The sequence below is a fragment of the Rheinheimera sp. F8 genome (assembly GCF_001518915.1).
Genome location: NZ_CP013656.1, coordinates 2,173,861 through 2,193,805, shown reverse-complemented (window position 1 = coordinate 2,193,805; position 19,945 = coordinate 2,173,861). Strand labels below are relative to the sequence as shown.

At 56.0% G+C, this 19,945-nt stretch carries 11 protein-coding genes; 7 read left to right on the top strand and 4 right to left on the bottom strand.

Annotated features, from left to right (window positions below; genetic code table 11):
• Positions 1-14: 14 nt before the first annotated feature.
• Positions 15-305, bottom strand: a complete 291-nt coding sequence (locus tag ATY27_RS09745; RefSeq protein WP_208933327.1) for a co-chaperone GroES — start codon at positions 303-305, stop codon at positions 15-17.
• A 234-nt stretch (positions 306-539) separates the two neighbouring features.
• On the opposite strand from ATY27_RS09745, the gene cutA reads away from it, so the two are divergent.
• The 5 genes from cutA to accC all read left to right on the top strand — a co-directional run bounded on the left by cutA (position 540) and on the right by accC (position 5,265).
• Complete coding sequence (gene cutA / locus ATY27_RS09740; protein ID WP_244151427.1) at positions 540-869, top strand: divalent-cation tolerance protein CutA; 330 nt, start codon at positions 540-542, stop codon at positions 867-869.
• On the top strand, positions 862-2,706 hold the full coding sequence (locus ATY27_RS09735; protein WP_208933325.1) for a protein-disulfide reductase DsbD: 1,845 nt from the start codon (positions 862-864) through the stop codon (positions 2,704-2,706). The genes cutA and ATY27_RS09735 overlap by 8 nt, the downstream gene beginning before the upstream one ends.
• A gap of 260 nt (positions 2,707-2,966) precedes the next feature.
• Positions 2,967-3,428: a type II 3-dehydroquinate dehydratase gene (gene aroQ, locus ATY27_RS09730; RefSeq protein WP_208933324.1), complete on the top strand. Its 462-nt coding sequence runs from the start codon at positions 2,967-2,969 to the stop codon at positions 3,426-3,428.
• A 27-nt stretch (positions 3,429-3,455) separates the two neighbouring features.
• On the top strand, positions 3,456-3,905 hold the full coding sequence (accB, locus tag ATY27_RS09725) for an acetyl-CoA carboxylase biotin carboxyl carrier protein (protein ID WP_208933323.1): 450 nt from the start codon (positions 3,456-3,458) through the stop codon (positions 3,903-3,905).
• 16 nt (positions 3,906-3,921) lie between these two features.
• A complete protein-coding gene (gene accC / locus ATY27_RS09720; RefSeq protein ID WP_208933322.1) occupies positions 3,922-5,265 on the top strand; it encodes an acetyl-CoA carboxylase biotin carboxylase subunit in 1,344 nt (447 codons plus the stop codon).
• A 61-nt stretch (positions 5,266-5,326) separates the two neighbouring features.
• On the opposite strand, the gene ATY27_RS09715 is transcribed toward accC, so the two are convergent.
• Positions 5,327-6,466 (bottom strand): glycosyltransferase family 4 protein, encoded by a 1,140-nt coding sequence (locus ATY27_RS09715; RefSeq protein ID WP_244151445.1) that lies wholly within the window; start codon positions 6,464-6,466, stop codon positions 5,327-5,329.
• Between the two features lie 198 nt (positions 6,467-6,664).
• Between ATY27_RS09715 and prmA the strand changes: the two genes are divergently transcribed.
• Positions 6,665-7,546 carry a 50S ribosomal protein L11 methyltransferase gene (gene prmA / locus ATY27_RS09710; RefSeq protein WP_208933320.1) on the top strand — a complete coding sequence of 294 codons (882 nt, stop codon included), beginning with the start codon at positions 6,665-6,667 and terminating at the stop codon, positions 7,544-7,546.
• Here the strand turns inward: prmA and ATY27_RS09705 are convergent.
• A complete protein-coding gene (locus ATY27_RS09705; protein WP_208933319.1) occupies positions 7,543-8,271 on the bottom strand; it encodes a 4'-phosphopantetheinyl transferase superfamily protein in 729 nt (242 codons plus the stop codon). The two genes, prmA and ATY27_RS09705, sit on opposite strands and share 4 nt — an antisense overlap.
• 160 nt (positions 8,272-8,431) lie before the next feature.
• Between ATY27_RS09705 and ATY27_RS09700 the strand changes: the two genes are divergently transcribed.
• Positions 8,432-9,223, top strand: a complete 792-nt coding sequence (locus tag ATY27_RS09700; RefSeq protein ID WP_208933318.1) for a MipA/OmpV family protein — start codon at positions 8,432-8,434, stop codon at positions 9,221-9,223.
• Between the two features lie 107 nt (positions 9,224-9,330).
• On the opposite strand, the gene ATY27_RS09695 is transcribed toward ATY27_RS09700, so the two are convergent.
• Positions 9,331-19,926, bottom strand: coding sequence for a non-ribosomal peptide synthetase (locus tag ATY27_RS09695; RefSeq protein ID WP_208933317.1), 10,596 nt, complete (start codon positions 19,924-19,926; stop codon positions 9,331-9,333).
• Positions 19,927-19,945: the final 19 nt, after the last annotated feature.

Sequence of the window (19,945 nt, the reverse complement as noted above, 5' to 3'; positions counted from 1 at the left end):
TGTCAAAACTGAAATTATTCAGTGATGATGCCAAGGATGTTGTCTTCTTTAGTGATCACGTATTCCTGACCGTCAATTTTCTCAGAACGCTCGACGTAAGCACCAAAAATTACTTTGTCACCCACTTTGACTTCCAGCGGACGAACGCTGCCGTTTTCCAGAATACGGCCCAAGCCCACTGCAACAACTTCACCGCGGGTTGACTTCTCAGCTGAGGCGCCAGTCAATACAATGCCACCGGCTGATTTGCTTTCGGCTTCCAGACGCTTGATGATGACGCGATCATGTAATGGACGAATATTCATGTTTAAAGCTCCTGAACATGGTTTGTGGTTTTACACCCAAATACTGGGTTAAAAAATTTTTGTATCCGGGATATGGGGTAAAGTCCGTAAAAAACCAAGGGGATTGGCAGAAGATTTTTAAAACTGCAGTAGTGCTTGGAATAAAATCGCGTAAAGGCCGGTCTGGTAATATGGCATCGCGCTGGCTGGTTTCTGAATAATTCTGATTAAGCCACTGAAGAGATGGAGCTTTCTGTGACAACAACTATGCAGATTATTTTATGTAACTGTCCGGATGAACAAATTGCCGAACAGATCGCCCGGCAGTTACTCAGCATGCAACAGGCTGCCTGCATCAATATTCTGCCAGGGGTCCGCTCGATTTATCGCTGGCAGGGGCAAATCGAGACATCCGTGGAAGTCGCGATGTTAATCAAAGCACCGGTGGCACAGTTTGACGCAATCAGTCAGACCATTTGCCGGCTGCATCCGTATACTGTACCGGAAATTATTGCAGTCCCGGTCACACAGGGCTTTTTACCTTATCTGCACTGGGTCAATGAGGAATGTTTACCGAATGAATAAATCAAAGTTGCTGGCAGCAATATCGATGTTTGTTTTGTTGTCGCAGAGTCTGTTGAGCGGTGTGATGGCCGATCCGTTACAAAGCCCGCAAAGCAGCCAAAATCCATTGCCGGCGCAAAATATTCTGAGCGCACTGCAACAACCCAAATTTTTACCCGTCGATCAGGCATTTATGCTGGATTTTGCCCAAAGTGGTGAGTCCGTGCGCATTAGTTTTCAGATTGCTGACGGGTACTACTTATATAAGCACAAACTGAAAATCGCCGGTGTGGCGGTTAACTTCAGTAATCCGGCTTTACCGGCTGGTTTGCCGCATGAAGACGAATATTTTGGCAAAGCCGAAATCTACCGCCATCAGCTGGTATTCGACGTCAAACTGGCCAATATCGATGCCGACGCCAAACTAAAAATCCGTTATCAGGGCTGCGCGGAAGCAGGCTTGTGTTATCCATTGGAAACCCGTGAAATCCCGCTGATCAGCCAAGCCCCTGCCAAGACCGCCGCGACAGATAGTGGAGCAGATAGTGGAGCAGACACTGCTGGCAATACAGCACCGGTCTCCAGTCAGATTAGCCTGGCCGAACGCCTCAGCTCCGATAAAAGCCTGCTGACGTTAGGGGTGTTTTTCCTGCTCGGCCTGGGCCTGGCATTCACACCTTGTGTCTTTCCGATGTACCCCATTCTGACCAGTATTATTGTGGGTCAGGGCCAGCAGCTCAGCCATGGCCGCGCTTTCCGTTTATCTTTTGCTTATGTGCAGGGCATGGCACTAACCTATTCACTGCTTGGTTTAGTCGTCGCCAGTGCCGGCGTGAAGTTTCAGGCCGCCTTTCAGCATCCGGCCGTGCTCATCGGCATCAGTGTGTTATTCGTGCTGCTGGCTGGCGCAATGTTTGGCTGGTTCAATCTGCAGTTACCGGCGCGCTGGACCGAAAAACTCACCGCGACCAGCAACCGGCAACAAGGCGGATCGCTCAAAGGCGCGCTGGTGATGGGCGCATTGTCAGGCCTGGTGGCCTCGCCCTGTACGACCGCGCCGCTGACCGGTGTGTTGCTGTATATCGCGCAAAGCGGCGATTTAGCTTATGGCGCGCTGGTGCTGTACATCTTAAGTCTGGGCATGGGCCTGCCGTTATTGCTGCTTGGCAGCAGTGGTGGCAAATGGCTGCCTAAACCTGGCGCCTGGATGGACGTGATTAAAGCCATTTTCGGTTTCCTGCTGTTATCAGTGCCGTTAATGCTGCTATCACGCATCGTGCCGGCCGAAGTTTTACTGGTGCTTGGCTCGTTATTAGCACTAGGCTTTGCGCTGTATCTGCAGCAAGTGCAGCAACTGCTGAAAACTGCCGTGGCAAAAAGCCTGTGCTGGCTGGTCGCCACGCTGTTGGTATGCAGCGTTGTAATAGCGAATTATCGGCAATGGCTGGCACCAGAACCACAGGCACAGTCCGTTGCAGTAAGCACACAACAAGCCGGCCAGTTTATCGACATTAAAACCCTGGCGGATTTGGATGCACAGCTTTTAGAAGCCAAAGCGCAAAACCAGTTTGTGATGCTGGATTTGTTCGCTGAGTGGTGTGTCGCCTGTAAAGAATTCGAGCACATTACTTTTGCTGACGGCGGCGTTAAAACCGAAATGGCGAAAATCCGTTTATTACGCATCGATGTGACCAAAGCCACAGAGCAGGATCAGCAGGTTTTGGACAAGTTTCAGGTGCTGGGATTGCCAACTTTATTGTTTTTTGCACCGAACGGCAGCGAATTAACTACATCACGCATCACTGGCTTTATGGGGCCAGCTGAGTTCAAAGCCCATTTAATCCAGCTGCAGCAATAAGCCTGCAGCACAAGGCCGGCGTGGCCTGCAAAACTGCTCGGACCACGCCAGTCTCCTACCGAATCTCCCTGTACAACAACAGCTGCGAAAAGTTCCCATCTGCTGATAAGACCAGTATTTTGCTGCCATTTGCTGCGATTTCACTATAATGAGGCGCAAATCTGCAAATGCCTGCCGCATTTCTGTGAAAAAGATTGTTTTTTCGCCGACCTTTGGCAGGATGGAAGCAGATCCAGAATTATCAACGGAATAATCGACAAATGACTGCCAAATTACGGATTTTGCTGTTAAACGGTCCGAACCTGAATATGCTGGGGCAACGTGAACCGCATATTTATGGCGCACAAACACTGGGCCAGATTGTCAGCGACTTACAGCAGTATGCCAGCACATTGCAGGTGGAATTATCCCATCTGCAGTCCAATGCCGAGCATGAACTGGTCGGTGCTATCCAGCAAAGCCTGGGACAACAGGACTACATCATTATCAATCCAGGCGCTTTCACCCATACCAGTGTTGCGATTCGCGACGCCTTACTGGCGGTGGCCATCCCATTTATTGAAGTACATTTGTCGAACGTACATGCCCGTGAAGCATTTCGCCGGCATTCTTATTTATCAGATATCGCAAAAGGCGTGATTTGTGGTCTGGGAGCTAACGGTTACCGTTATGCGCTCGACTCTGCAGTGGCAACACTGACCAGCACGCCACGAAACCCATAAATTCCAACCAAGTTAGGCGCAAACGTCATGGATATTAGAAAAATTAAAAAACTGATCGAACTTCTGGAAGAATCTGGCATTAATGAGCTGGAGATCACCGAAGGTGAAGAATCTGTGCGCATCAGTCGTGGTGGCCCGGTGCAACAATACGCTCCAGTGCACTACACCGCAGCACCCGCTGCACCAGCCGCTGCTCCGGCACCTGCAGCAGCGCCTGCGGCACCAGCCGCTCCAGTGGCAACCGGTTATCAGCTGCGCTCACCGATGGTGGGTTCTTTCTACCGTGCTGCGTCACCAACGTCGAAAAACTTCGCTGAAGTGGGTCAAACGGTCAAAGTCGGCGATACGCTGTGTATCGTTGAAGCGATGAAAATGATGAACCAGATCCAGTCAGACAAAGCCGGCGTTATCACGGCCATTCTGGTAGAAAACGGCGAGCCGGTTGAATTTGACCAGCCTTTATTTGTGATCGAATAACCGAAAAGGCCGACACATGTTAGAAAAAGTGCTGATAGCCAACCGGGGCGAAATTGCGCTGCGTATCTTACGCGCCTGCAAAGAACTCGGTATCAAAACTGTCGCGGTGCACTCCACCGTCGACCGTAATCTCAAGCACGTGCTGCTGGCGGACGAGACCATTTGTATTGGCCCTGCCCCATCACCACAAAGCTACCTGAATATTCCGGCATTAATCGCCGCTGCAGAAGTCACCAATGCCCAGGCGATTCACCCTGGTTATGGTTTCCTCGCTGAGCGCGCCGATTTCGCCCAACAGGTTGAAGACAGCGGCCTGGTCTTTATCGGACCACGTCCTGAATCCATCAGTCTGATGGGTGACAAAGTCTCTGCGATTGAAGCGATGAAAAAAGCCGGTGTGCCTTGTGTACCAGGTTCTGACGGTGCGGTCGGTGACGATGCTGACACCAACAAAGCCATCGCCAAACGCATTGGTTACCCGATCATCGTCAAAGCTGCCGGCGGCGGCGGTGGTCGTGGCATGCGTGTGGTACGCGGTGAAGATGAACTGGTGTCGTCAATTGAGATGACCAAAGCCGAAGCCAAAGCTGCTTTTGGTAACGACATGGTTTACATGGAGAAATTCCTGGAAAACCCACGTCATATCGAAATTCAGGTATTGGCAGATGGTCAGGGCAAAGCCATTCACTTAGGTGAGCGCGACTGCTCGATGCAGCGTCGTCACCAGAAAGTCGTCGAAGAAGCACCAGCACCAGGCATCACGCAGGAACAACGCGACTTTATCGGTGGCCGTTGTGTGCAGGCTTGTATCGACCTGAACTATCGCGGTGCCGGTACTTTTGAATTCCTGTATGAAAACGGTGAGTTCTTCTTTATCGAGATGAACACCCGTATTCAGGTAGAACACCCGGTCACTGAAATGATCACCGGTGTGGATTTGATTAAAGAGCAGCTGCGCATTGCCTCTGGTATGCCGCTCAGCATCAAGCAATCTGATATTGTCATTCGCGGCCATGCGGTGGAATGCCGGATCAACGCGGAAGATCCAAAAACCTTTATCCCGTCGCCGGGTACTATCACCCGCTTCCACCCACCAGGTGGTAATGGCGTGCGCTGGGATTCGCATATTTATGCCGATTACACAGTGCCGCCAAACTATGACTCGATGGTCGGCAAGCTGATCACTTACGGTGAGAACCGGGCTATTGCCATCGCGCGTATGCGCAACGCACTGAGTGAACTGCTGGTCGGTGGCATTAAAACCAATATCGATTTGCATAAAGAGATTATGACGGATGCCAACTTTAATCAGGGTGGCACCAACATTCATTATCTCGAGCACAAGCTCGGTATCAAATAACGCCTTGAACTGAAAAAAAAGCCAGTCTGCGCAACAGACTGGCTTTTTTTATACCGATGATTTAGCCCAAAGCGCCAACTGAACGTTGGCGGATATTCGCCAACACCTGCAGCCAGTCTTGCTGCCAGCGCGATTTGCTGAAGCTCTGCTGCGCGGTTTGCCAGGCCATCAGCGCCAGCTTTTCCGCTTTATCCGGCGTATCGAGTAACTGACTCAGCCGCTGCACTAGTTCGGCTTCGTCTGGCATACAAATCAAACCATTGTGCTGGTCTAACACCATATTGCTCAGGCCACCAACATTAGTCGTCACAACAGCACAACCTGCCGCCATAGCCTCTGCGAGGCTTAACGACGTGCCTTCAGAACCAACAGATGGCAATAACACCATATGATGTTGTAAATGCACTGTGAGGCTTTGCGATGGTTCATAACAGAAAATGCTGACTCGCGGTTCGTCGGCGAATTGTTGTTGCAGTGAGGTCAATAATGGCCCGTCCCCGGCGAAACTCACCTGTAACTGCGGATAGCGCTGCAACAGACGCTGCACGACCCGGCTGGCCAGCGGGATACCACGATAATCAACAAAACGCCGGGCGATCAGCAGCCGCAACGGGCCTGTTGCCGGCCATTTCCGTTGGATCTGCGCGTGACTGGCCAATTCGAGACAGAAGTTTGGGATCACAGTCCAGCGCTGTAGAGGACTCATGTCACGACAGGTGCGATACCAGTTAATAAAGTTATGGTCGACACAGACCAAATCCCGACACTGCCGGACGTACGACAAATACTTGCGTTGTGACAACCAGCTTTTGACTGTCGCCAGCAAGCCCGATCCTTTACCGGGTTTGTCCCAGGAGACTCCATGCTGTATCGCGATAGTGCGGGGTAAATCAGAGGGGACAAAATAGCTGTCTGTCGCAAAAATCAGCCAATCGGCAACAGGGTCAAAATCCTGCCGGACCGCCTGAAACAATGCATGTTTTTTCCGGTTACCACGACAACCACGGCAATCAATCCCACGAATTTCAATGCCGGCGTAACTGGTAATAAAACTGTGCCGGGCTGGCTGCAACACAATGACCTGATAGCCTTGGTGCTGAAATAACTCGCTTAAGGCCAGAATGTAATTTTCAATGCCACCGAGATGCAGCTGGCCGGTTTCTGGCAGGTAAAACTGGCGATAAATCACATATAACTTCATCAATGGACAGCCCCAAAATGGAAAACCGCCATAGGTTATATTTTGACAATCATTTGTAAAGATAAAAAGTTAATTAATTTGTTTTTTACTGTAAACGAAAGGTCGCTATGCAGGAATTTGATAAAAGCGCCGGCCCGCCTGCCCCAGCCGGTTTCAAACTGATATAATCCGCCGCTTTGATTGCTGCCGGAAATCGCTATGCCCTGGATCCAACTGCGCGTAAACACCACTGAAAAACATGCTGAGACGGTCAGCGACATGCTGATGAGCTGGGGCGCCCAGGCCGTCAGTTTTGTCGATGCGCAGGACACTCCTATCTATGAACCCATGCCCGGAGAAGTGATTTATTGGGCGAATACTGTGGTGGTAGGTCTGTTTGATGCGGAACACCCGATGGACAAAGTGATCCGCAAACTGGAGCAAGTCAGTTTGTTTAAGCATGGCGTGCAGTACAAGCTGGAGCAACTGGAAGACAAAGACTGGGAACGCGAATGGATGGACAACTTCCACCCGATCCGCTTTGGTCAACGGCTGTGGGTTTGCCCGAGCTGGCGTGAAATTCCGGACCCGACTGCCGTCAACGTGATGCTTGACCCAGGCCTCGCCTTTGGTACCGGCACGCACCCAACCACCGCATTATGTATGGAATGGCTCGACAGTCAGGATTTAACTGACAGCCTCGTCGTCGATTTTGGCTGTGGTTCCGGCATTCTGGGCATTGCAGCGCTGAAACTCGGTGGCAAACGTGTGGTCGGGATCGACATCGACCCGCAAGCCATTGAAGCCAGTACCGCCAATGCGGCGCGCAATGGCGTTGCCGGTCAGATTGAACTGTATTTACCCAAAGACCAGCCAAAGTTAGAAGCTGATGTGGTGGTGGCCAATATTCTCGCCGGTCCGCTGGCTGAACTGAGTCAGATCATCAGTGCTTATGTGCGGCCGGGTGGCCTGCTTGCTCTGTCCGGCATCCTGGAAAGTCAGGCACAATCGGTGATTGACGCCTACCGCAACGAATTTGACTTCGACCCGGTCGCCGTCAAAGAAGAATGGGTGCGCTTGAGTGCACGCAAAAAAGCCTAAACACCCGCGCCTGACGCTGCTGTGCGGCTGCTGACTTCGGTCAGCACCTGCACGCCGTGCGGGCTCGTCTGATATTCCAGCCATATCTCGTTACCGGCGCACCAGTCTGCAGACCAATCTTGCGTCAGTTGCAGCAGGATTTGTGAAGCAGTGATCGCCATGACTCTGGCCGCGCTGAACTCCATGATTTGCCGGCAATCCGGATACAAGGCTTTATACAGCGCTTCTTTGGCGGCAAAAATCAGCGTCAGCTGCTGCGCCAACGTCATGTTGCTGTTTTCGCGTTGACACCACTGCTGTTCGTCCGCCGATAAAATGGCCGGCGCCAGTTCCTGATACTGCGCCGAAGTCAGCCATTGCTCGAGGTCAACACCAAGACGCCGCCCGGTGTGGCTGCCAAGTCCCGCCAACACCAAGTCACCACTATGTGACACAGAACCTTGTTGACCTGCAGGCCAACACGGACTGCGATCGGCACCAGGCAGAATTTGCGCGGGTGTCAGCCCCAGCTGGTGCTGCAACCGGCGCAGCAACAGACGAGCCGCCAGATATTCCGCCTGACGTTTTGGCACCGCCTGAGCGATTTGCGCCGGCCATGCAATCGCATTGTCAGCCGCCAGCTGGTGCAGGTCCACCCGCGCTAACAATGGCGCAAAGCCAGCGTTACACAAGTGCCAGCCCCGCCACTGCCACTGCTGCAGGTTGTGAAACAATTGTGCAGTCATCTCTGTTCCAATAAATAAGTCTGTGGCGGAAATTAACACCGCCTGTCCGGTTAGTCAGCCGTTTATCCGCTGCCAATACCTTTAATCTGATAGCGCAGCTGGCTGTTATGCCGGCCGTTACAGTAAGGCTCTCTGACTTTATTTCTGCCAAGGAGCTTTTATGTCTGCGTTATATCGCCCTTCCCGCCTGTTCGCGCCGTGCGCCGGGTTGCTGTTCAGTCTGCACTGTTCTGACGTGATCGCAGCACCATGGCAATTTGAAGCCGGCGCCGGTGTGCTGAGCCAACAGCAGGTGTGGAAAAAAATGCCCACCGTCAGTAGTGTCATTCCGTATTTTATCGCCAGCAATGGTCCGTGGCGCCTCGGTTTTGATCAGGGTAACCTGGTTAGCTACAGCCTGGTCGAAGACGAAAACTTCCGCTTGTATGCCGGCGCAGGTATTCGCGACAACGGCTATGACGCCGATACCAGCCTGAGTTCAAAGCTGTCTGACGACCCGGTGTTCACTGGTTATCAGGCGCCGGATACTGAAATCACCGGTTCCGTCGGCATGCGTTGGTATTGGTTTTCGGTGCAGCTGGCGCAGCAGCTGAACGAAGACCGCAACGCCCAGGTGGTCGATCTGGCGCTGGAACTGCCGTTGTATCAGCATCAATCCGGCTTGCGCCTGATGGCCGTAGCGGCCGCCAGCTGGATGAATGCCGATTACACCCAGCGGATTTATGGTGTGGCCCCCGGCAATCAGAACCTCAGTGTCGGCCGGCCGGTGTTTCATCCGGATGCTGAAGTGAATTACCGGCTGGACCTGCGCGTACAATATCCGCTGAGTGCCCAGACTGTGCTGTTAGGCAGTGCCGGCATCACGCAACTGGCTGATAACCTGCAACAAAGCCCGTTGGTTGACGAAGAACGCAGTATCGAAGCGATGTTATTGCTGGTATATCGCTTCTGATCTCCGCAGAGCATCCGCCAAGCCCGCCTGATGGCGGGCTTTTTGTTGCCTTCTGTTTACCCTCATTTCAGCCCGGCGGTTACGCCGGGCTCTCCCATCAAAAAGGCCTACAACAATGCTTTTAACCTTGCTGCCAGCGCCGGTGCGGACAACATACTCAGATGGTCGCCTTCAACCTGTTGTAGCTGCAAACTACCTTTCAGATACTGTTTCAATTGACGACGCAAATGCGTACGCGGATGCGCGGTGGCAAATTCGTCGCCATAAATCAGCCAGCTTTCGCCCTGAAACTTCGGCCCCGGCTTAAACTGCCGGTACAACTCAGCCTGAGCTGAAGCGATTGCCAACAAGGCATCCAGTTCGGTCTGCCAGTCCTTCGCGGGCAACAAACCGGCCTGTTGCATCAGCTGGACCAGCGCAACACGATATTGCGCCGGTTCGCTGAACGTTTGGGCCGGCTCTGCTAATGCACGGCATAACAGCTGGTACATCTCAGTCGCGGCATCGGCCATTGCACTGGTGGCGGCTACCGGATGCAAATCTACATCCAATAAACATAAAGTCACCTGCTCACCCTGCCCCTGCAGCGCACAGGCCAGCTGATAAGCAATGCGGCCGCCGAGCGAGTGGCCGGCAATGCGGTATGGCCCCTTTGGCTGAGCCTGTCGCAGTACCTGCAGGTAATCTTCAGTCAATAAGGTCCAATCATGATGTGGCGCCAGCTGGCCGAGCCGGCCTTGCGGCTCGGCCACCCACACTTGTGCCTGACCACGCAGCTGGCGCGCCAGCGGCAACATCGCCGCACTGACGGCACCTGCGCCCGGGATCAGCCACCAGTCCGGCAGACCCGGTTGTGGCTCCAGTACAACCCAGCGCACCGTATCAGCTGCGTCGCCGTTCTGCGGCCGTTGACCGCCATCAATCAGCGCCGCCAGACTGCGGATATCGGCATGGCTGAACAGGTCGGCCAGACTGAGCAATGGCCAGTCCAGCGTGCGGCCATGCTGATTAAGCTGTTGTATCAGCGAGATACTGAGCAACGAATGACCACCAAGGTCAAAGAAACTGGCCGTGACATCATCTACTGGCTGCGCCAGCACCTGCTGATAAATCTGCTGCAACCGCGTTTCAGTGGCCGTCGCCGGTGGCTGGCTTTGCCGATGTTGTGGTTGCGGCGATGGCAAGGCTTTACGGTCAATTTTGCCGTTGCTGTTCAGCGGAAAGACCTCAAGCTCCAGCCAATACGCCGGTTGCATATAAGCCGGCAGTTGCTGCTGCAGATAACTGCGCAGCGCTTGTTCTGTCACTTGCTCTGTCACACCGGCTGCCGCACTGCGTTGCCAGTACAGCACCAGCTGCGGTTGCTCGCGCACGATCAGCGCCAATGCTACCGCCTGCTCGACGGCAGGATGCTGGCGCAGCTGACTTTCAATATCGCCCAGTTCGATCCTGAACCCATTGATTTTCACCTGATGATCCAGCCGGCCTAAAAACGCCAGCTGGCCACCCGGCAATTGCCGCACCAAATCGCCGGTGCGATACATCTGCTGACCCAGCACCCGGCTTTGTGGCAAAAACGGATCCGGCAAGAAATGCCGTGCCGTCAGCTCTGGCCGGTTGCGATATCCAGCGGCGACACAAGGACCACTCAGATACAGTTCGCCGGCAACGCCTGGCGGCTGCAACAGCCCGGCCGGACTTAATACATAACTGCGGATGCCCGGTAATAAATCTGCGACCGGCGCCACACCCTGACTGGCAAAATCGGCCGTGCTGCGGATCGGTGCAGCCGACACCCAGATGGTCGCTTCGGTGGGCCCATACACATTCCACAAGCTGCCACCGCCGGCTAACAGTTGCAGCGCCAGCGGCTGACTCAACGCCTCGCCGCCGCATAACATCACAAGGCCTGGCTTGCTGCGCCAGCCTGACATTAATAACCCCTGCCAGGTCGCTGGCGTGGCCTGCAGCAGGCGGATATCAAACCGGTCCAGCCAGTGCTGCAGCTGCTGCGGATCACGCGCATCTTCAGTCGGCATCAGTACTGTGCGGCCCCCCCACAGCAGCGGCAACCACAGCTCGAGCACAGATATATCGAAGGTCACTGTAGTAATGGCCAGCAGCGCCTGCTGTGGCTGAAAGCCGATGCGGGCGGCAATCTGATTCAGACATTCCAGCACTGAACTTAAATACACCTGCACGCCTTTTGGCACGCCGGTCGAACCCGAGGTGTAAATCAGATACGCCAGCGGATCTGCCGGCAGTTGCACTGTTGGTGCACTATGCGGCTGTTGTTGCACAGCCTGCAACTGCTGTGGCGCATCACAGAGCCAAAGAGCTGCTGCGCCGGCCTGCAATGCCAGCGACTGATAACAGCTGCTGACCAGCGTCAGTGCCACCGCAGCATCGTCCAGCACTGCCTGCAAGCGGGCGGCCGGCTGCATTGGATCCAGCGGCACATAAGCACAGCCCAGTTTCCACAGCGCCAGAATGCTCACCGGCAACTGGTGATCGCGGCGCAGCAATAAAGCCACGCGTTGCCCCGGCTGCAATCCTGCGGCAAACAGGGCGTGTGCCAGTTGATTGGCGTTTGTGTCCAATTGCTGATAACTCAGCGCCTGCTGCGCATCCGCGACGGCAATATTGTCGCCAAAGCGCAATTGCTGTTGTTGCCACTGCGCCAGAAAATCAGCACGCCGGGCAAAGGACACCCGATCTTCCGTCAGCACAGGCTGTGCCGCCAATAGTTGTTGCTGCCGGGCGCTGTCGAGCAGCGGCAACCGTGCCAGTGGCCGTAATGCTTCAGTGCGCACCAGTTGCAGCGTCAGCACCAGCGCGTCTAACAGCGCCTGTGCCGTGTCGCGGCTGAATATTGCGCAGGCATAATCCAGTCGCAGCAGCAGTTGTTGCTGTTGCAGCTGTAAGTTCAGACTGAGATCAAAGCGCGCCTGCACTGTATCCGGCGCTAATAACGTCAGGCCCCGTGCGGTCAGCGCGCTGTCATCTGATACATCCATCGACATAAAGATTTGGAACAACGGGTGGATCGCCGCTTCGCGCGGTGGATTCAGCATGGCCACTAACAATTCAAACGGATAATCCTGATATTGCTGGGCACGATGTAATTGTTGCCGGCTTTGTTCTAACAGCGCGGTGAAATGCTGCGCCGGATCACAATCCAGCCGCAGCACCAGTGTGTTGACGAAAAAGCCGACTAACGGTTGCAACGCCGCCTGGGTCCGGTTCAGTACCGGCGTACCAACGACAATATCCGGCTGCCCGCTCCAGCGCGCCAGCACATGGGCAAATGCGGCATGGCACAGTGAAAACAGACTGGCCTGATGGCTGTGGGCGAATTGTTGTAATGCCTGCAGCTCATCCAGCGTCAGGGCAACGCTGACACTGGCGCCACGATCATCCGGCAGCGGCGGCCGGACATAATCCAACGGCAGCGCATGCACCGGCGGTAACTGCGCCAGCGTCTCGCGGAAATACTGCTCGGCCGCAGCAAAATAACCCGCATCCGCCAGCTGATGCTGCCATAGCGCGTAATCGCCATATTGCAGCGGCAATGCTGCAAATACAGCGCCATCTGGCGCGGATGACTGCTGTAACTGCTGATAGCACTGCAGCAAGCCGTTGATCAGCAAGTCCACTGACCAGCCATCGCCGGCAATATGGTGCAAATTAAACAGCAGATATTGCCGGCCTTGACATTGCACCAGCGCCAGTCGCCACAACAAATCCTGTGTCAGGTTAAATGGCGTGCGGGCGTGCGCAGCCGCCACGGTGCGCAGTGCCGCTAAATCAGCCACGTCCAGCCGCAGCAGTTGGAACTGCACCTGCGGCTGCACGCGTTGCCAGCTTTGGCCAGCTTGTTCCACCAGCACAGTCCGTAAAATTTCATGTTGGGCCGTCAGCTGATTGGCAGCCTGCTCCAGCACATCGGCGTCGAGCAGCGAGTCCAGCTGTATCGTTGCACTGATATGATATTGCGCCGATCCTGGCTGTAACTGTTCAATAAACCACAGCCGCTGCTGGCTGAACGACAGCGGTAACAAGTCGCCGCTGGCCGCTGGCCGCGCCGCCAACACCGGCCACTGCTGGTTTTCTACGTGTAGTAATGCGGCCATCGCCGCCAGCGTGCTGTGGCGGAAAATATCACGCACCACCAGTTCGCGGCCAAACTGCTGGCGGATCAATGCCAGTAACCGTATGGATAATAACGAATGCCCGCCCAGCGCAAAAAAATCAGCCTGGCGGCTTTGCACCTGTACGCCCAGCAGCTGCTGCCATAACTCAGCCAGTTGCTGTTCAGTGCCGGCGGCCGGCGGCTCGCCGGCAGTTTGAGCAAAGGCCTGCTCGTCCGGCTGTGGTAAGGCTTTACGGTCGATTTTGCCATTCGGTAACAACGGCCATTCGGCCAGTTGCGAAATGGCCGACGGCAACATAAATTGCGGTAATTTGCGGCTTAAATGCTGGCGCAGAGCCTCAGTGTCAATCGGCTCTGCAGCGCGCAGATAAGCCAGCAAACGCCAGCGACCTTCCGGCTGATCTGCCAGCACCAGCGCACTGTCAACTGCCGGGAATTGCAAAATCTGCGCTTCGATATCACTGAGCTCAATGCGGAAACCATTTAATTTGACCTGATCATCCTGCCGGCCAAAAAATTCCAGCTGACCGTCGCTGTTCCAGCGCGCCAGATCGCCACTGCGATACCAGATCCCGGCCTCATCCTGGCTCCACAACGGCGCCGGACAAAACACCGCCGCGGTTTGCTCAGGCCGGTGCAGATAACCCCGGCTGACGCCTGGCCCGGCGATCCACAATTCGCCAATGGCGCCAGGCGGTAACAAACGCCGCTCAGCATCCAGAATGTAACAACGGTTGGCGCCAACCGGCCGGCCCAGCGGAATTTGATGCTGCCGCGGCACCAGCCGGCTGATGGGGTAACAGGTGGCTGTGACTGTGGTTTCTGTCGGGCCATAGGCGTTGATCAGCCGGATCTGCTGTGCGCTGCTGTGCAACCAACGCCGGACTTGCGGCAGCGGTGCCGCCTCACCGCCGATAATGACCAGCCGCAGCGCCGGGTCAAACTGATCCGGTAAGGCACCGGTCAGTTCGCTCCAGAATGCGGTCGGCAAATTCAGTACACTAAGCTGCTGCTCCTGCACTTGCTGCCAGAACCGCGCCGGGCTGTCCAACCAGTCGGCTTCCCGCAGCACCAGACAAGCACCGCTGTACCAGCTGGCAAAAATCTCTTCGATGGAAATATCAAAATTGATACTGCTGAACTGCAAGACCCGGTCCTGCGGCTGCAACTGATATGCCTGCTGCATCGCCTGCACCAGATGCAATAACTGCGGCTGCGCCACCAGCACCCCCTTCGGTGTGCCGGTAGAACCTGAGGTATAAATCAGATAAACATCCGCGTCCGGCATTGGTTCCGGCAGCGGCGCTGCAGCTAATTCGGCTAACTGCGCCGGGCTGAACCAGTGTTGCCAGCATTGCTGCAACACTTTTCCCACAACAGGCGCGCCCGCGCTGAACCGCCTGACTTGCTCCGGCTCAGTCAGGATCAAGGCCGGCCCGGCATCATCAACAATCTGCTGCAAGCGCGCATCCGGATACGCCGGGTCCAGCGGCAAATAGATGGCGCCGAGCCGCTGCAACGCCAGTACAGTCACCAGCAATGGCACCGAGCGCTGCAGGCACAGAGCCACCACAGCACCGGCACCGATGCCGTCACGCTGCAGCGCCGCGGCCACAATCTGACTGTGTTGCCACAACTGTTGATAACTCAGGCATGCGTTGCCTTGGGCTAAGGCGGCTTGGTCGCCCTGCTGCTGCGCCAGCCATGCCAGCCGGGCCAACACAGTGTTATGCACAGGCGCTGGTGTCGTATCCAGCGAGGCGACATCCGCTGCGATCTCGCCACGGCCTGTCAGCAACAAGGCACGCTGGCTTGGACTCACCGCATCCAGCGTTGTCCAGGCCGTGCTGGCCAGCAATGTATTTGGGTGTTGCAACATCTGCTGCAACAAGGTCTGATAACTGTCAGCCAGCCGCGCAATAGTGGCCGCACTGAATAAATCTGAGTTGTACTCAAACGCAAAGGCAAAAGCGCTGCTTTCGGTACTGACTTCCAGTGTCAGTTCAAAACGGGCCTGCTGCTCGCTACCTGCAGCTTTACGCAGCTGTAAATCACCCAGCTGCATATCCGCCAGCCCCGGCGGATCCATGCTGAACATGATCTGGAACAGCGGTGAATATTGGCTTTGCCGCATTGGCTGCAGCGCTTCGACCAGTTTTTCAAACGGATATTCCTGATGCTGCTGCGCCAGCGCCACCTGCTGCTGCACCTGTTGTAGCAAAGTACTGACTGACCAGGCTGGATCCAGCTGCTGGCGCAGCACCAGCGTATTGACAAAAAAGCCGGCCAGATTGCCCAGCTCCGGCTGGGCCCGGTTGGCCACCGGGGTACCGATGACAAGGTCACGGCTCTGGCTGTATTTTTCCAGCAACAGATAAAAAGCGCTTAACAACAGCGTAAATAAACTGACCTGCTGCTGTCGGGCCAGCTGCACCAGCGCCTGGCCCTGATCTGGTTCCAGCTGAAACGCCAACCAGCCACCCTGCTGACTTTGTTGTTCCGGCCGGTCAAAATCAAGTGGCAGCTGATGTACAGGCGGCGCACCGGCCAATGTCTGTTGCCAGAAACTAAGCTGCTGTTGCCAATGCTGCTGCACTTCTGCGCTCTGTTGCCATAACACATAGTCGGTATATTGCAGCGGCAGTGCCGCCAACGGCGGTTCGATACCGGCCGACGCGGCATCGTCCGCTTCATTGGCCAGAGCCTGATACACAGTGGCAAATTCGGTGGCGAGTACCGCCATCGACCAGCCATCGGTGGCGATATGGTGCAGATTCAACACCAACAGCCCACGCTCTGCATCGATTTGCAGGTACCAGGCGCGTAATTTCAGGTCCGTCGCGAGATCAAACGGCTGCGCCAATAAAGCGGCCACCCGCTGCTGCACTTCAGTCCCGGTCAGACCGGCCACGTTGCTGCATTGCAACAGCGTCGCAGGCAATGGCAATGGCTGCTGCCAAAGCTGGCCAGCATCATCTTCGTACAGGCCAAAATGTAACGGCTGATGGCGGGCCAATAATTGCAGTAAGGCCTTGTCGGCACGCTGCGGCTCAAATGGCCCGTCGACCTGCCAGACCAGCGGCACATGGTACATGCTCTGGCCTGCCGACCAGCGTTCAACAAACCACAACCGCTGCTGCGACGCCGACAACGGGTACCGCTGCTGTGCCGGCAATGCCCGTAGCGGCGGCAAGCCCAGCACCGCGCCCGCCCGACCTGCCGCATCGATCCGCTGCGCCATATCGGCTAAATCGCTACTGCTGACAATATCGGCCAGGCCAACCGGCACCGGCCAGTGCTGACGAATCTGCGCCAGCAAGCGCGCTGCCAGTAAACTATGACCACCGAGCGCGTAAAAATTATCCTGCCGGCCGACCTCGGCAACCTGCAGCAGATCCTGCCAGAATCCGGCCAGCATCTGTTCGGTCGCACCAAGTGGCGCGATAAATGGCGTGCGCTGATAATCGGTTTCCTCTGGTTGCGGCAGCGCCTGTTTATCCAGCTTGCCGTTGGCGGTCAGCGGCATTTTATCGAGCAATACCAAAGCAGCCGGCAGCATATAATCCGGTAACGCTGCACGTAGCGCCTGCCGTACCGGTTCACGCACGGACTCTGGCGCGGCCAGATATCCAATCAGCTCCGCCCCCGCACCGCTGCCAATCACCCGGACCACCGCCTCGCGCACCTGCGGCTGCGCCAGTAACACTGCTTCGATTTCTGCCAGTTCAATACGAAAACCGCGCAGCTTTACTTGCAGGTCGATGCGGCCAAGATATTGCAGCTGACCTTCTGGTAACCAGCGCACTAAATCGCCGGTGCGATACAGCTGACCGTCGGCAAATGGATTGTTGATGAATTTTTCGCTGTTCAGCTCTGGCCGCTGCCAGTAACCGGCGCCAACGCCCGGCCCGCCAATCAACAGCTCGCCCGGCACGCCCGGCGGCACCAGCCGCAACGATGCATCCACTACATACAGCTGCGCTTCAGCGACACTGCCGCCCATCTGCATCCGCGGAAAATCCGGTAATAGCTGGCCCTGAGTACAATAAATCGAGGTTTCAGTCGGACCATAACTGTTCAGTAGCCGGCGACCATGCGCCCAGCGCCGGGCCAGCGTATCCGGGCAGGCTTCGCCGCCAATCAGCATCGTCTGCACCGTGCGCCAGGCGTCGACATTCAGATACGGCATCAAGGCCGGTGTTAACAGCGCATGGGTCAGCTGATCACGCGCGACCGCCTGATCCAGCGCCGCCGGATCACGGATCACGGCCGGCGGATACAGGTATAAAGTCGCACCACTACACAGCGCCCAGAAAAACTCGACGAGGCCGGCATCAAAACTAAAAGAAGCGAATTGCAACACCCGACAACCCGGGCCAAGGCCAAGCTGCGGAATTTGTTGCCACAATAAGCGGTTGACGCCGAGATGCTGCAACTGCGCCCCTTTTGGCAGACCGGTCGTGCCCGAGGTGTACACCAGATACATCAGCTGCTGCAAATCGCCGCTACACGGCGGTGGCGTTACCGCGGCGGCGTCTGCAGCAGAAAGATCCAGCAGATCCAGGTCCAGCCGCTGACATGCAGCCGGCAGTGCCACAGTGACAGTGCTTTCGCTCAGCATCAGGGTTGCCGCACTGTCAGTCAGAATATGGGTGATCCGATTTAGCGGGTACTCCGGATCAACCGGCACAAACACCGCGCCGGCTTTGAGCACGGCCAAAAAGGCCACCGCCAGCAGCGGCCCACGGGACAGACTAATGGCCACCCGTTGCCCTGTGGTGACGCCATGCGCCAACAACAAATGTGCCAGCTGGTTGGCCTGCTGGTCGAGTGTGGCATAGCTGATCTGTTGCTGCTGGTACACCAACGCTATCTGGTCCGGCTGCTGCTGCGCCTGATATTCCACCCACTGCTGAATTTGCCAGTCACGCCAGTGCTGCGGCAATGCTGCTGTTGGGTCCACTACTGGCGGCTGCTGAAAACTTGTCAGCAGCTGTTGCTGCTGTGCCGACAACCAGCCGAGTGTGCGAAGCTGCGCCTGGGGTTGCGCCGCCATCTGCTGATACAGCGCCAGTAACGCGTCGAGCCAGTGTTGCAGGATGTCGGTGGCAAACAAAGCCGATGCATAATGCAGATTCAGCCCGACTTGTCCTTGCTGCTCAATCAGCTCCAGACACAAATCAAAGCTGCTGACGCCCGGATCAAACGGCAGGTCGCGTACTTGTAAGCCCGGCAGGTCCAGCACCCGATCTTCGGCATTTTCATAAACAAACATCACGTCAAACAATGGGTTGCGCGCTGTGGTCTGCACCGGCCCGGAGTTGTGCGTCAGCAGATCTTCAAACGGGAACGCCTGATGCTGATAAGCGCCGACACAACGGCTGCGCACTTGTTGCAGCAACTCCGCTAACGTCTGTTGCTCATTAATATCCTGCGCCAGTACCAGCGTATTGGTGTACATCCCCATGGTATGTTCGGCCGCTTCATTGCCCCGCACCACGGCCGGCACCCCGACCTGCACTTCCTGCTGCCGGCACAACCGCGACAGCCATAACTGGCAGCCGGCCAGCAACAACATAAACAGACTGACCTGATGTTGCCGTGCCGTCTGTTTTAATGCGGCGGTCAGCGCCGGGTTCAGCGCGCTGAATAACCGGCCGCCGCTGAACGACTGTCGCGCCGGCCGGCTGTGGCATAACGGCAGCTCAGTCGGTGGCCGCTGTGGCAGTTGTTGCTGCTGCCAATAAGCTGCATCACGCTGATAACGTTCAGAGCGGCGATATTGCTGCTCCCAATCGAGATAATCGCCATATTGCTGACTGACCGGCGCCAGCGTCTCGCCCTGATACTGCTGCAACAATTCGCGGACAAACACCGACAGCGAAAAACCGTCGCTGATCGCATGATGGAAGTCGGTCAGCAGCAGATGGTGATCCGGCGCCAGCTGTAACAGCCAGACCCGGGCCAGCGGCGCAGCACTCAATTCAAACGGCTGCAGTAAAGCGCGTAGTGCCTCGGGCACCGTTGTGCTGTCCTGGTCGCGCCAATCCTGACACTGCAGTTTAAAATCAGCTGCCGGCAAAATCTGTTGCCAGAACAGTTCGTCCGAGTCGTGCCGTTGTTGCTGGTGCAAGGTGGTGCGCAGCACCTGATGGCGTGCCACCAGCAGCTGCATCGTCTGCTGCAGTTTTGCCAGGTCAAGCGGCCCCTGCAGTTCCGTCAGTGACGTGATGTGATAAGACAATTCCGCATCCGGTTGCTGACACAGCAGATATAAGCGTCGTTGTGCCGATGTCATCGGCAGCCATTCGGGCTGCGTTGCCACCACTGGCAGCGACACCTGTGCGGTAGACGTGGCCGGGTCTGCCGATAGCGGCTGCACCCCGGCTACCGACGGCTGCGTCGCTACAATCATCTGGCGTTTCGGCTGCTTTGCCTGCAGCTGTTGCAGCTGGACAGACATCAGTTGCTGCATCTGGCTCATCCGCGCCAATTGCTGCACAAACAACGTGATCAATGCCTGACTACGGCCTGGTTGGGAAGTTTTCACACATCACTCCTTTTTATCA

Coding starts and splice junctions, on each gene's coding strand:
- ATY27_RS09745 (WP_208933327.1), bottom strand. CDS start 305: ATGAATATTCGTCCATTACATGATCGCGTCATCATCAAGCGTCTGGAA.
- ATY27_RS09735 (WP_208933325.1), top strand. CDS start 862: ATGAATAAATCAAAGTTGCTGGCAGCAATATCGATGTTTGTTTTGTTG.
- aroQ (WP_208933324.1), top strand. CDS start 2,967: ATGACTGCCAAATTACGGATTTTGCTGTTAAACGGTCCGAACCTGAAT.
- accB (WP_208933323.1), top strand. CDS start 3,456: ATGGATATTAGAAAAATTAAAAAACTGATCGAACTTCTGGAAGAATCT.
- accC (WP_208933322.1), top strand. CDS start 3,922: ATGTTAGAAAAAGTGCTGATAGCCAACCGGGGCGAAATTGCGCTGCGT.
- ATY27_RS09715 (WP_244151445.1), bottom strand. CDS start 6,466: ATGAAGTTATATGTGATTTATCGCCAGTTTTACCTGCCAGAAACCGGC.
- prmA (WP_208933320.1), top strand. CDS start 6,665: ATGCCCTGGATCCAACTGCGCGTAAACACCACTGAAAAACATGCTGAG.
- ATY27_RS09705 (WP_208933319.1), bottom strand. CDS start 8,271: ATGACTGCACAATTGTTTCACAACCTGCAGCAGTGGCAGTGGCGGGGC.
- ATY27_RS09700 (WP_208933318.1), top strand. CDS start 8,432: ATGTCTGCGTTATATCGCCCTTCCCGCCTGTTCGCGCCGTGCGCCGGG.